Origin of the sequence: Flavobacterium phragmitis (assembly GCF_900112575.1) — a bacterium.
GTDB classification, from domain to species: domain Bacteria; phylum Bacteroidota; class Bacteroidia; order Flavobacteriales; family Flavobacteriaceae; genus Flavobacterium; species Flavobacterium phragmitis.
The window spans coordinates 332246-347865 of the sequence record NZ_FOMH01000002.1 but is presented as its reverse complement, the minus strand read 5'-3'; the positions used below and the strand labels follow the sequence as shown (position 1 = coordinate 347865).

6 protein-coding genes are annotated in these 15620 nt (G+C 34.5%); all 6 read right to left on the bottom strand.

Annotation, left to right across the window (positions count from 1 at the left end):
* Positions 1–40: 40 nt before the first annotated feature.
* The gene (locus BM289_RS04335) at positions 41–2485 is read right to left on the bottom strand and encodes a hypothetical protein (protein WP_143102043.1); all 2445 of its coding nucleotides are present in this window, start codon (positions 2483–2485) and stop codon (positions 41–43) included.
* A gap of 97 nt (positions 2486–2582) precedes the next feature.
* The gene (locus BM289_RS04330; RefSeq protein ID WP_091491150.1) at positions 2583–9170 is read right to left on the bottom strand and encodes a T9SS type A sorting domain-containing protein; all 6588 of its coding nucleotides are present in this window, start codon (positions 9168–9170) and stop codon (positions 2583–2585) included.
* A 142-nt stretch (positions 9171–9312) separates the two neighbouring features.
* A complete protein-coding gene (locus tag BM289_RS04325; protein ID WP_091491148.1) occupies positions 9313–10728 on the bottom strand; it encodes a hypothetical protein in 1416 nt (471 codons plus the stop codon).
* Between the two features lie 9 nt (positions 10729–10737).
* The gene (locus tag BM289_RS04320) at positions 10738–12174 is read right to left on the bottom strand and encodes a hypothetical protein (protein WP_091491146.1); all 1437 of its coding nucleotides are present in this window, start codon (positions 12172–12174) and stop codon (positions 10738–10740) included.
* Positions 12171–13526, bottom strand: coding sequence for a hypothetical protein (locus tag BM289_RS04315; RefSeq protein ID WP_091491144.1), 1356 nt, complete (start codon positions 13524–13526; stop codon positions 12171–12173). The genes BM289_RS04320 and BM289_RS04315 overlap by 4 nt, the downstream gene beginning before the upstream one ends.
* Positions 13527–13543: 17 nt before the next feature.
* Positions 13544–15619, bottom strand: coding sequence for a fibronectin type III domain-containing protein (locus BM289_RS04310; RefSeq protein ID WP_091491143.1), 2076 nt, complete (start codon positions 15617–15619; stop codon positions 13544–13546).
* Position 15620: the final 1 nt, after the last annotated feature.

Genomic DNA, 15620 nt, shown 5'->3' with positions numbered 1-15620 from the left:
GTGTATTTATAACTATTATACTTTTAAAATCTTTTCTTCTTTAATATTTTAATTCGATTGAATCGTTTACAGCTTTCTCTACTGCCAGTTGGTGATAAAACGGAATTATTTTTTCTTCTAATTGTCTGCTGATTTCTTTGTCTTCTTTTTTATCCTTATTTAATTCAAAGAAATTGTTGACTTCCTGTTTACTGAAAGCAGCCATTGATTCGTTATTCTGTAATTCGCTTTGCGGTAATTTGGAAAGAAGAGCAAATTCCTTCATCATCCATCTGTGGTTGATTAATTGCTTTTCTGCTATTTTGCTTCTTTCTACCAATTTTTGATACCTCTCTTTAGCCACTTTGTCTTTAGCTTCGTCACTGTTTACACCATGCATTTTGTCTGTATTGACACGACCGATTGCAGCAGTATAAACTTGTTCGATATGCTGGTCTTTAGCCGCGATTTCCCGATTTAATTTCTGAACAATGTCGTAAAGTGCATTATTGTATTGAGAAACCATTTCCTTATTGGCATTATATTCATCCAGATAATCCAGTACTTTCTCTTTGAATTCTTTGTCTTCCAAAGTCATTCTGGCAACGTCTAAACGTTTGTCCAGTTTTTGTAATTCAGTTTCTGGTAAAGGTCTTAAAGCATTTTGAAGCTGTTCCAGTTTGTTGACAATCTCGCTTTTTGTTCCTTCTAAAACAACATCATTTGAAGAAATTTTCAGTCTGGTTTCTGGAGTTTCTTCTTGAGTTATTGATTTTTCTTCAGTTCGTTTTGGACGAAGTTTTATTTTGTCGAAAGAATAGGTATAAGATAAAGTTGCTGTTAAATCATTATTTCGAACTGTTTGTGAACTGCTGAAAAGTGTGATGCAGTTTAACCCGAAATTATGTTTCTGCATATAGATGTATGTTCCGTTTAAACGAATATTAAATACATCATTTACTTTATCTCCATTACTAAAACTGCTGTTGTAGCTGGTAGAGAATGATGTATTTAGTTTCTTGTCGTAAAATTGTTTTGTAGCACCAATTGTGGGGCCTAAAATTAAGTTATCGCCAACATCCAGCTTTCCGATAGTGCTATTAAAAGAAGCTGTAAGATTTAAATCTTGCTGTGGATAACCTAAAATATACGAAAGTCCTGTATTGTAATAGGTACTTGCGCCTCCAGCAACCGTTTTTCCTTGTTGCTGATTTACGGCATCTTGCATGCTGAAATTGGCATTAAAAGCCTGCTTTCTAGTTTTATCATTTTTTAGAAGATAATTAATAGTAAGCGCAGCATTTTGGTTGACCTGTCTGAAATTTAAGGTATCCAAAAACTCATATTGATTGGTTTGATTAATGTAATCAAATTGATTGCGGCTGTTGGTATACGATTGGAAATTAGAATAATTAAGATTAAAGTTCAACTTTTGATTAGCTCTGAAATCGGCACTGATAGAGGAAACCAATCTCTTCATCTGACTTTGTTTTTGTTTGTCTAAATTGTCTTTTTGTAAACCTAAATTCAGATTCAAGCTCAATTTATCTTGGTATAAAGTCTGTGAAGCATTTACAGTAACATTTTCTAAATCATTATTAAAATAATAACCGCCAAGTGTTCTATAGTTTGGATCAATACGTTCGTAGCCTAAACCTAAAGTTCCTTTGCCCGCAGGATATACCAATTGTCCTTTCAATGCTTTGTAACTCGTAGTTGTTGGATTTGATTTTAAAAGCAAAGAAGAAATATTCTGAGCTTTGGTATTTCCAGTCTCTCTTGTGTCTTCTGTAATACTGCTGTTTGCAAATTCGGTTTGTACTTGTAATTTCTGAAATAATTTAAAAGAAGTTTCAAAACTAATTGCCGCATTTTCTTTTGGCGAAACACCCAATTCAAATGGAATAGGAATAGATAGGGAATTTACCTCATCTTTTGCTTTAAAAATGGTAAGTCCTAAATTTATTTTTTCCAATGCATATTGTGTTTTAAATCCGTAACCCATTCTTTTATAGGTTGGAACAAGTTCTGTATTGATAGCATCGTATTCACTGCTGCGCACTAAACGTCCATACATGGCACTGATTTTGAATTTTCCCTGCGGTGTTAAATCAACTCCTAATCCAGTAAATTGATGTCCTGCTAAAGTATAAGGCGAAAAAGTCATACTCACGTCTCCAATGTGTCCAGTAATCCATTTATAAGATGGGTGAATACTCAGACGGTTCATGAGTACTGGTCTGTTGTAGCCAAACTTTTGATTAGTATATGAAAATGAAAACGGGATATTGTACAAACTAGCAATATTCACGTTGATATTTCCGTTTAAGAAATAGGTAAATGGCTCTCTGGCACCGTTTCCGGAATAAAATACTCCATTAGCTGAAGCACCTCCAGAAACGTTTACTAATTTGGCTTTTCCTAATTCTTCAACATTGAAATTCTGTGCGAACATCAGAGTATTACACAATAATAAGCTGAAAAATAATATTCTTTTTAAATTCATTATGATAAATTCAGGGCAATGAAATAGGGAAGGACTGACCTTTTATTTCGAACTGTTTTATTTAAAAAATTGACTTTTTTGATCTGTTGTTTCGAGCTTATTGTATAATTAATTTTCTCAGTTTTGTTCCTTGCTGTGATTCGAACAATACAAAATAAATTCCCGATGAAAGTCCGCTTAAACTAAAATTGAACGAGTAGGCATCTTTTCCATTTCCATTTCTAGAATCCAATACAACATTATTGTTTAGGTTGTAAATTTTTACGCTGGCAGACATTACTTTATCCAATGTGGCATCAACAGTAAATATTCCGTTTGATGGATTCGGATAAATTTTGACATCGAATTTTTTCTGCAAATCAGTATCGTCTGGATCTTCGTATTCGCCTTCTGTTACCACAATCGTTTTAGTTTGATAAGCCGTGCATCGACCTTTTTGTGTATTTATGGTAATATCATATTCACCAGCTTTAGTAAAACTCATTTCGGCATAATCTCCATTATTAGTTGTAATAACAGCTTCAGCAGGCAGTTTCCATTCTACTTTATCAGCCTTTGGATTACTGATATCGATAATGATAAATTTCTCATTTACGAATACTTGAGATGACATCGCAAACTCAGCACTAATATCAGATTCCTGACTTGATATATTAATAGTATCGGTTGCCTGACAGCCTAATTTGTTGGTTACAACAAGTGTATAATTGGCTGGTTCGGAAACTGTAATAATTGGATTCGTACTTTTGAATCCTTTGTCAGAAGTCCAAGCATAAGTTGCTTTATCATCGTCTATAGTACCATTTATTGTAAGACTTTGTTTGTAACACAATGTCACATCTTCACCTAAGTAAATAACATCTTTCGGTGGATTTACAATGGTATATTTTCTTAAGATGATACAACCTCTGGCATCAGTAATTTCCAATGAATAATCACCAGCAGTAGCATTGCTTAATTTATTTGTTTTTTCGCCTGTATTCCACAAATAAGTATATGGAGCTGTACCTGCGATTGGAGTTACAGTAATAGTAGCATCAGAACCTTCATAACAAGTTGGTATTTTGATTACTTCGGCAGCATCTAAATGAGCAGGTGCAGTTAAAGTGATTGATTTTGTAATGCTACATCCGTGATTATCTGTCACAACAACAGAATAATTGCCCGGTTTTACATTCTGAATACTTGCCGTTTTTGCACCATTATTCCAAGAATAACTGTATGGCACTGTTCCTCCGGTTGGGGTGGCATCTATTGTCCAGTCTTCGAAATCCCCACAACGTACATAATCAGCAGTCAATACATTAGTAAGAACTTCTGGTTCGGTTACAATTAGAGTTTGGCTTGTTGCTAAGTTTCCATTAGAATCTTTCGCAATCACATAATAAGAACCTTTTCCAATATTGGTTAAAATGGTACTTGTAGACAAAACATTCGAATTACCGCTTTCAAACCATTGATACGTATAATTTTCTCCAGGTTTTAATAGTCCTCCAGTTGTAGTAGGTCTTATACTTCCGTTTTTATCTCCATTACATAAAACAACATTTTGAACGCTAATTGAAGTTTCTAATAAAGGTGGTTCAGTCACTTCGATTAAAGGAGAACTAAGTGTACAGCCTTTGGCGTCAGTAACTGTGATGTAATATTTACCAGCAGCTAAATTTACAGCCTTGGCAGTTGTTTGATTTATAGCTGAACGGTCTGCTTTAAACCAATTGTAAGTGTAACTTCCGTTTGCACCTTGAGCAGTTGTACTTATTGACCCGTTGCTTAAACCTTTTCCTGTTGCAGGAACAGCTACAATATTGATAATCTCTAAAGCAGTTGGTGATGTAATTTTTACTGTTGCATCTGTACTTACGCACTGCTGTGTATCTTGTACCTGCAGTGTATATTCGCCATTTGCTAAACCGGTAATACTTGTTGAAGTTGCATTTGCAAAATTGGTCCAGTCTTGAACTAATGTTCCGTTGTTAAAGTATCTGTATCTAAAAATTCCATTTCCTCCAGCAGCAGTAATGGTAATGGTTCCGTTACTGTCTCCTAAACATTTTACAGGTTCTTGAACGGTACTAAATGTTACAAGATCTGGCTGTGTAACAGTAAGTGGAGCAGTAGTAACTTCGATTGCTTTTGTATCTTTTACTACAGCATAATAATTTCCAATTTTTACATTTAGCAATTCTGCATTATGTTCGTTTGGTAATAAAACATTGTTTCTGTACCATGAAATTGTTTTGGTACCAAAACCTCCATTTACAACAGCTTTTAAAATTCCGTTATTAGACTCAAAACAAGTTAGAACTTGAGTCTGACTGATGGTTATTGTTAAAGGATTATCTGTAAAATCAAAATCGGTATATTTGGTACATCCAGTATCATCCTGAACAGATACATAATAATGATCTTTGATAAGACCTGTAAAATCTACCATTTTTGCCGAAGTATTTGAGATTGTTTCTAAAACAGTCTCATTTCCAAGAGCATCTTTTTTATAAAGCTTGTACTCGTAATTTGTTTTACCGCCCTTAATTTCAAAATGTAAAGCGCCGTCGTTTCCATTTGCTGCGGTTGGATTTTGATACGTCATTCTATCAATTTCAAAACCAAAATCTGCTGGTTGACTAATTAATATATCATTTAGTAAACCTACGCAATGTGTTGTATCATTTGGATTATAATTTGCATCACGAACTTCTACTGCATAAACTCCTTCGTATAATGTATTTAATGATGTTGGAATAAAGTTTTCATAAAGATTTGTAGCAGGGTTTTTCTTTTTCCAGATATAGGTATACTCTGGAGTTCCATTTACAATAAAAGGAGTTCCACCAGTAACAGTAAGAGCAATAGAGCCGTCTTGTCCGCCATAACAGCTTACATCTATTTTTGAAGCCAAGTTAACGATAACTGGAGTTGGCTGTTGAAATAAGACGTCAATAGTATTAGAATCTACTCCTGCAATATCTGTCGCTGTAAGGCTGTAATCTCCGTCTGCGATGTTGGTGAAATTTGCAGTATTTCCAGTTATTGTAATTGTAGCTCCAGTAGCTTTATTTCTGAACTTGTACGTATAACTTCTACTTGCTTGATTCTGATTGTAAGAAGCTCCTCCAGTTGCAATAGCATTTAGAGATCCAAATAATCCATTACATTTTGCTTGTAAATGTGTTTCTGTCAATGCAGGTCTTGTTGGCTGAGGTACTATGTAAGTATCTCCAGTTGGACATCCTTTAGAATCGGTTACCAATAGGGTATAAGTATCAGCAGGAACATTGCTTAAAGTTGGGCTATTAGTTCCAACAACTGTTCCTAAACTATTTTTCCACTGATAGGTGTATCCTGGAGTTCCACCCAATACCGTAACCACAACTTTTCCTGTAGAAAGCCCAAAACCAGTTGTTGGAGTAATAACAGAATTTGTTATGTGTACAGACTCAGCAGGCTCGGTAATTTGGATAACCTGCTCACCAGTCTGGCAGCCATTTGCATCTATAACTTTTACGATATAACTTCCTTTTGACAGGGCGGAGATAACCCCAGTTTGATTGTTTATAGTACCGCCGTTTGAAACAATAGTATAAGGTTTTGTATTATCAGAGTTTTTTGTTCCTCCTGTGATGTTCAATGTAATTGTACCATTATTGCCACCATGACAAGAAACATGCTGTGGTGTATAACTAAAAGCTAATACCTCAGGTTCTGTAATGGTAAATGTATTGGTACCATCAAGTTTATTACTGTGTTGATCTTTTACCGTAACTTCATATTCACCTGCTTCTAAACCTGAAGCAGTTGAGAAGGTTGAAGTATCTCCTATAACTTCAATGGAAGTGTATTTTTTATTTTTACTCTTGTTAAACCATTCAAACGTGTATTCTTTTACACCACCAGTAACTTCAATAGTAAATTTTCCTGAATCATCACCTTTACATAAAATGTTTGTATTTGGAGCTTGAGTTAAGCTTACCACTCTAAGCAATGGAGGCTGTGTAATTTCGTAATCGATCTGAGGAAGGATACACCCTTTAGCATCTGTCACATTCAAATGATATATACCTGCTTTTAGACCGGTAATTACATCTGTAGTTTTAAGGAAAGAAGTGTCGCCATCTCTTGTCCATTTATAAATATAATTTGGTGTTCCGCCAGATACAATTGCTTCTAAGCTTCCATTTTCAGTTTCAAAACCAGTAAGGTGAGTTGGAATAATTTTATCCAAGGTTAAAGGATTTAGAGGCTGTGTAATTACTACTGGCTGTGGAAGTGTTGCTGTACAATCATGACCTATAGAATCGGTAACAACAACATTATATGTTCCAGTTGTAAGTTCGTTTAGATTACCTGTGTATTCTTGACCATTTTTACTCCATTTTTGAGTATAAGGTGCAGTACCTCCTGAAATTTTTATTTCTATTTTACCAGTCGCCACATTGTAACATGCAACGTCAATTTTATTAGTTACCTCAACGATCAATTCGTCTGGTTCCGTTAAATTGTAGTTTAGCTGTTCTGCTTTAGCAAATTGTCCCAAAGGAGGATTAGCGCTGTCTGTAACCGTTACACTGTAAGAGCCCGCGCCCAGACCGGAAATTTTATTACTATTTATATTTAAGTCAGTTGCTCCTTTTTTCCAAGCGAATTTATATGGGCCAATACCACCTGCAACTTCCGCAGTTAATTCACCATTATTATTTCCCTTACACTTAATGAATTTTGTTCTTTTGATTTCAACGGTTAGTAAATCTGTTTGAGGAACATTATACGTTTTGCTAATAATACAGCCAGAATTGTTAGCTATTTCCCCTTTTGCATCTCGAATTTCCAAAGTGTAGTCTCCAGCTTCTAATCCAGAAATATCTTTAATATCACTTGTAAAAGAAGAATTTGCTTTTTTCCATTTGTATTTATAACCGCCATTACCGCCGGTTGGTTCAGGTAGGGATATTGATCCTGTACTTTGTCCATTTATTAAAACAGGATTTATAGTAGGTTCGCCAATAGTAATTGGATTTGTAGGAGAAGAGATTGTGAAGGAAACATCTTTTGTACAGTATTGATCCTTTACAGTAACCACGTAAGTTCCAGCTGCGATATTTGAGATTGTTGAACTATTATTAGAACTTACAACTGTGCCAGCTTTGTTCCAAGTAAATTGATAAACTCCATTTACAGGTACTCCTCCATGAACTACAATTTGTGCCGTTCCATCACTGCCCCCATAACAATTTACGTTTGTACTGTTAACACTTGTTATAGTGATTGGCAAATTTACAGGATCATTTAATGTCTGGGTCGCTGTAAAATAATTGTCGCCATCAAAAACAATAACTTTGTAATTTCCAGCACCACAATTTTCTAAAGTTTTTTCTGTACTTACTGGAGTTGGATCTGTTCCTTTATACCAGCTGTAACTGTAACTTCCATTTCCATCTACAGGCATTGCTTCTAAAGTAGTTGTATCTCCAATACAGTTTATAGGCGTAAGGACTTTAATAGTGGAAGAAATTGACTGAAGTTTTATGTTGCTGATTGTTATAGGACATCCATTTAAATCTGAAACTAGTCTTTTGTCAGTTACTGTTACACTATATGTGCCATTCTCTAATCCAGTTAAAGCTGTAGGATTTGAAGGAGTGAAAACAGAACCATTTTTTGTCCATATATAGCTATAGTTGCCATATCCATCAGTTACATCAATATTTATGATGCCATTATTATTAGTTGGTGATGGATGTTTTTTTGAATTAAGTGTTGCAGTGAATTTATTTACAGGTTCAATTATGGTTTGTTCTGTATTATTGGTTGATGCATTACATTTAAGATTATCTGTAACAGTATAATAATATTTTCCAGCAGGAGCAGTTATAGTTGAAGTGAGAACATTATTTGCAGCAATAACATTAGAACTGGTAATTTCGACACCCAAATTGTTTTTCCATACTATTTCGTAAGGAGCAGTTCCACCACTTACGGTTGCAGAAATAGTACCATTTCCATTTTTACAGCTCACATGATTTATTACTGTAGTGACATTTATTTGCGGGTTTGGTTTTAGTTCATATACCTCTTCTGCAGTATTGTTTTTTGCGTCAGTTGCTACAACTTTATAAAAACCTGCTGAAAGATTTGTAATCTCAGGATTTGCACTGGCGTTAGATATCGGAGTTGGAGAGTCTCCATTTTGGTTAATACATTGATACCATGTATATGAATAGGTTCTAGTTATAGGCGTGCTACTGTATGGGAAGCCTTCGGAAGCAGTTGCTGTTAAACTTCCTTTACCTCCAAAACATTCTATAACCGAAGGTTTTGTAATAACTACAGTAATTTTTTTCGGTTCATTTATAGTAAATGAATATGGAGCACTTAAACATCCATTAGAGTCTTTAGCTGTTATAGTATAATTTCCAGCGCCTAACGAATTCCAGTTTGCCGGGGTTGCAGGTGTCCAAATATAAGTATATCCACCAGTTCCTCCTTTAAATTCTATAGACAAACTACCATCTGTTTTACTTTCGCCAGTCGCGTTTGTATATGATGGAGTGCCAGAAATTGTTATAGCCGAAGGGTTTGTAAACGTTACTTTTCTAGCACCATTGTTTAATTCGCCTATTGTAGCTTTTTGGGAATATCCAACAACACTTATAAAAAGAAATAATTTAAGTAGATGTTTTTTCATATATTTTTATTTGGAGCTTTATAATTTATCAAAGCAAGTCAAATGCTTTATTTTTTTATCTTTTTGATTAAATAGATTTACAAAAAAGCAGTTATATCTATTTTTTAACATATTACAGTATGTCTGTAAACATCATTGTTTTTTAAATGTTCTTTTCAATACAGTCTTTGCTGTCAGTTACTTTTATTATGTTTTCTGCGTTGGGATTAAGATTTCTAATATGATAAAAGCCATCACCCTCTTTAGTTGGGGTGGGGGTTATTAGAGTGTTGTCTACATAAAATCTATAAGTACCTGTTCCTCCCATGACATTCATTTTTACTTCGACAAGGTCATTGTTGCAAGATGGATGTGTCAATGGTTGTATGATAAACTTGACAGGTGTGGGGGCTTCATATAGAAAAGGCTCTCCCATTGCTAGAGTTCCTCTTGGTGCTCCATTAACTGAAGACTGATATTCAATTACGTAGTATCTATTTTCAAGATTAGTGCCTGCAGGTATATTAAATTTATACTTATACCATTTTGTATCAGCATCATAAGTTAAAGCGGTAACTTCTGGTTGCACTAACATTGGTGTAACTTGTGCTGGTTTAGGATAAGGAACTATATGCAGTATAGATAAAGTTTCACCAGTTTCTAATTTTCTATCAAAATAGACAACCAAATTCTTTACATCATCTTCGTAACAATTAGGGTTTTCGAATGTCCTGTCTTTTACTAATACAGTTCCAGGCTTATACATTATTCTATATGGGTCAGTAAAAGCACGATCGTTGTAACCAAGTCTAAAATCGATTGGGCCAAAGTGATTAACGTGATCAATTTCTCCTAATAAATCCTTAATAGAGAAACTCGGATTAGGTCTGTTGCTCATACTAACCGGAGCATCAATCCAGGTCACTTTGTTATCTAAAGAATATTGCCAATGATAAGCTACATCAGGAAATCTGGTGCCAGTAGGGCCTGGTGTTACAGCAAAAAAATCTACTTGCTGACCCGCAATATATTCTGCAGGTACGCTAGGATTTACTTTACTTATTGTAATGCCATTTGGTCTAAAATTCTTAACTATTACAGTACCAATACAAACTTGTGTGCTTGGACCAATCGAAAAACCACCGGCATAACCGCCTGACATTATTGACCTTTCTATTCCATAAGCATTTGTCGTGACACTATTGTAAGTATACCCATTAGCTAAAATGGTTTGAGTAGCAGATTCGCTACAAACATAATACGGTACAGATGGTACGCCACCACTGCAACTACAAAAAACCTGAGCCGATAAGCTGTACGAAGATAAAAGAGGTATAGAATATGTGTTTGTTACTGGTGATAAAGAAATGTTTTCTGTGGCAATTGTTGTACTGCCGTTTTTTAAATTCCAGCTGGTAGTATTGGCATCACAAGTTTTTCTTGTCTGCGCGGGCACATTAGAATTATTACAACCGTTTGAAAATCTATAATATTCTACATCAACTGAGTAGGTAGGGGTAGTTTGAGAAAATATCTGAGATGAAGTTAGTATAATAAAAAGAAAGTAAAGTTTTTTCATATTTTGGGATTAGTTTTTTTCAATACAGCCATTACTGTCAGTTACTTTTATATTATTATTTGCTGTGGGAGTTAATCCTCTTATGTGGTAATACCCATCTTGTTCTTTTTCTGGTTCCGGATTGGTCTGTTTTACGTCATCAACATAAAATATATAATCTCCAGTACCGCCATGTACATCAATTGTAATTTCTACAGTTTGATCTGCACATAAAGGATTGTTAGCCTTATTAATTTCAAAGGAAATTGGTTCTGGCTCTTTGTATTCTATATTATCGGCCTCTGGCGAAAAAGAAAATCCCTTGCTAGCATTGTTTTCAAAAGCTTGATATCGTATTTGATATGTTGCTCCTGGGTTCAAACCTCTAAAATTCGACAAAGTATACGTAAAAACGTTTAAGGTTTTTTCATCAAATGTCGTAACTACACCGTTTCTTGGATCACCTTCGCTGAAAACAGGATATAAGATAGGTGGAGTTGAATCTGGTAAATTTGTGGCAGTGTTTACCGCTTTTAGCTGAAAAAATCGTAATTCTTCTCCCGGTTTTAAATTTCTGTCGAATGTTAGAGTTATATCACGAATATTATCTCCATTACAAAGTGGAGGTAAATTATATTCCACTTGAGTCACAACAGGCGCACATGTGGAATAAACTAATGGAAATTCCAAACCATTTGCAAATACCATTGAATTGTATCCCATTCTAAAATAAATAGTTTTACCAATATAGTCTAAGTGATTACTGCCTAAAAGGTCAGAAATTGTAAAATCTGGATTAGAAACGTGAAATGCGGCTGGAACATCTCGCCATGTGTTTTTATTATCTAAAGAATACTGCCAATTGTATACTTCCATTGGGAATCCCTGAGGATAAGCGAACACCCCAAATTGTTCATTGGCACAAATAGTTTTTGTCCCTCCCGCAGGATCTCTGTTTGGAGGTAAGAATATAGAAACATTGGGTTTAAAACTTTGAACATAAAAATTACCCGCATAAGTGGTTATGAGCTGATGATTCTTACCGGGATTTATTAAATCGTCAAATTCTATATTTTGATCACCAGTATCTACAGAATACAATGTCTGTCCATAAGCATTGTAAATTGAAACATCTATAAAATAATCGGTAAATGAACTTTCTGCCAGTACATTTTTAAAATTTATATAGGTTAATTGAGGTCCGCTGGTTCTTTTAAAATAATAACCTAAGGCATTATCAATATAGGTCTTGCCGCTATTATCATTGCTGTTCATTTTAACTAATCTGCTGCTGTTGCCATTTAGACCCCAAGCCAGATATTCTTGCGAAAATTGGGGATAGGTTGAAAGATATTCTTGTCTCTTTTCATCAGTAGGCTGACGCTCGTAAGCAATAACAATATCATAAGTCTGCCCAAAGGAATGAGAGACAAAAACGAATAAAAGCAATAAAAATAATTTTTTCATGGTGATATCTTTTTTTCAATGCAATTGTTACCATCTGTGACTATAATATCATATTCTAGTTTAGTACTTGTAGCCAAATCAATTTTTTGACTGCCTGTTCTTATTTCTGTTACTGCACCATTAACGATTGATGATGAAACTTTAGTTTTATCAGTAAAACGGATAGGATTACCTCCATCTATAGAGTAGTAATAGTATTCGCCTGAGCCTCCATTAGCCGTAATAGTAATAGAAATGGTATCATTATGGCATATAGGATTATTTCCTTCCAATCCGAATGTTAATGGAGGAGGTTCGTTATAAGTAAAGGTCTGAGTTGATTCAATAAATCCTTTTAAGATTTTTTTGGAAGGATCAGCTGGATCTGTAATTCGAGTTTGATAAACTATTCTGTATGTTCGGCCTTTTTCTAAAGCATCTAGATTAGTAAAAGAATAAGTATAAGGTGGTGTAGTGCCAATAGATGTGATATTTTGACGTTCATTTCTTTCAATTCCATTATCGACATCTTTCATCTTTATAATGTAAATATCTTCACTCAATTCAGTCTTTAAAGGCCTGTCAAAAGTAACATCAAACTGCGAAATTGCATCGCCATTACATTTCGGTGCTTTATAAACAATGCTCTCGATTACAGGTGCGCAAGCCATATACGTTATTGCCAATGCATCTGTAAAATTTCTGGTCTGGCCGTATCCAAGTCTAAAGTAAATTTGTTTTCCAATATAATTGGTGTGGCTGTCTCCCAGAATCTGCTGCATATAAACAGTAGTTGTTGCAATATCGTTAGTCGGTATTCCATTTATGGTAAGTGGAATATCTATCCATGTTGCCTGATTATCTTTTGAATATTGCCAATGATACGCTTCACCGGGAAATCCAGCCGGAAATGCGGCTAAATCAAGCTGAGCTCCTGCACATATTTCGTTGGGAGCTGCCGTATTTAAATTTCTAATAGTAACATTTGGTTTAAAATAAGATACTTCTCCACCGCCGTTACATCCTCCAAAACCTAAATAATTTCCAGTAAGTAATTTTTTGCTTGTTACAGTTAAAGTATCATTTGATTCACATCCTTCAACTGCTCTTAAAGGAGTACATGAAGTTATAGAATGGAATTTGAATTTTTTGTAATTTGGAACATTCGGATATGTTTTAGTACTTGAGATATTCATACTGTTTCCACCACTGTTAAATGAATCAATTGAATTATTATCTCCTAAAAAATCCCAATTGTAACGGGCCGCGTGGCAACCATCGGAGGATGCGTCATATGAAATTTTTATAGTATAAGTTTGTCCTTGTACTTTAAAGACAAAAAAGACAAAAAATAATAATATAAAGTTTTTCATATAGGTTCTGAAATAATTTAAAATTTTACGGTATAAAAATCCATTTTAGACATTCTGCCATCTTTAGCGACTGCTCTAATACCGTATTTGTAATTAGTATTTATGGTAATTGTCGGATCAGACAAACGCTTTGTTTTTCCTGCAACGATTTGAATTAACTGTAAAGCATCTTTATCTGAAGATTTATAGATTTCAAAGCTTTCTACCTCATTGGAATAATCCCAAGACAAATCAATTGTATTAATTGTTTTGTTGACTTGTGCAAAAAATCCTTTAACAGGAGGAAGCAGGGAGTACTTAGGGATAAATAAATTTAGAAATGGCGAAGGAATCGAAACCAAATTACTTTCATCTTTTGCATATATAGCATAGGAGTAAGAGTTGCCTTCTATAGCATTCTTATCCTGATATTTTTCTTCTTTATTTTTAGTTTCCAAAACTAAAGTCCAATCCTGCTGGTCATTTTCTCTTCGATACAATTGATGTACGGCAACGTCATCACTTGAACTATTTGCCCATTCCAGAAAAACGGATCCATCTTTTATTTCATATTTTGTAAATACAGGTGAAGCAGGAGGAATTAAATCTGGTTTTTTTAATATCAAAGGCTCTGAAAAAACAGACATATTATAGCGATAATCGACAGCAATAATCTTGTAATAGACTTTGCTGTTCAATGTTTTGATAACAACTTTATCTTCAAAAGTATTTGGCTCACTTGGACTTACAGTCAATTGGCTGTATTCTTCATCAGGATTGTAGGCTTTGTAAATTCTGTAACCCAACATATCTTTTTCCCTGTTAGGTGTCCATGTTAATTTAACAACTCCCAAGCTGTCTATTGTCCCTTTCAAACCAATAGGTTTAGCAGGGGGAATAGAATCTACAGGCTGTACCAGCATTGGAAAAGAGGTTCTGCTGTTTCCATTTTTTCCTACGGCAGTAAGTGTAAAATAATTGCTTGGCAGTAATTTATTGTAAACAACATTTCTAGATTTAGGTGAAATGTTTTTTACAACGGTGGTATATTTTCCGCCATCCTCATCAGAACGATTAAGTTCGAATCCAGTAATTTCATTATTTCCCTCTTCAGGAAATTCCCAAATTAAGTTTACGGTTGTATCGTCTTTAAATTCTTTTACTGTAAGATGGGGCACATATTTTAGTAACTCTTTCCCTTTTCCAGAAACAATTTCTGAGTAAGGCCCAAGTTCTCCAAAAGATGAAATACCTTGAATCCTATAACTGTATGCGGTATTATTGGCAATAGAATCGATATAAAAAATTCTGTTATTATTCGAGTTTTCCTGACTTAAACTGGTATAAGGCTTATCAGTAATTCTCTTGAAATTTTGCTTATCTGTTGATCGCTCAATGTAATAACTGCCATAAGCATGTGATAAAATTTTAAAATTCCAGCTCAGCATAGCGCTTTTATCTGTAAAATTGGCTGTAAAATCTATCGGTTTAGGCATTGGTTCATAATCTTTTAAACCAACAAATACACCACTGTATAAAATCTTCATTTCCGTTTCAGGCACATTTGAACTGACTCTGTAAATGTATTTTTCATTAGGTTTAACTGTATTATCTTCAATACCTAACCCTGCTTTTTTGGCGATTTGAAAATCTTTATCAGCACTGTACAATGCAAACGTAAATCTTTGCTGCGTTTCTTCTGATAGATTTACAATTGCCTCCATATTATCAGCTCCAGTAACTGCAAAGTCTTCACCATAAAGTGCTTGTGCCACAATAGCGGCATCGTCATTTGTTTCAATGATTTTTTCCCATGCCTCTATTGGCTCTGGTTTTAGCACTTTTGCCAAAACCACTTTTTCAGGATTTGCAAGGGTTTTTTTATCTCTTGTAACTGTAACCCTTTCAATTAAATATCCATATCGGTTTAGCTTTTTCCAAGCAATAGGATCATTAACAGCCCAACGTAATAAAATTTTATCTTTTTGAACTCTTGCTATAAGTTGTATACCTATTTCTTTATTGTCTTGTAGGGTATCTTTTACCTGTTTATCCTGCGCATTAGATATTCCAGTTGCAATAAAGAAGGAAATAAGTAAAAATTTAAAATTCATA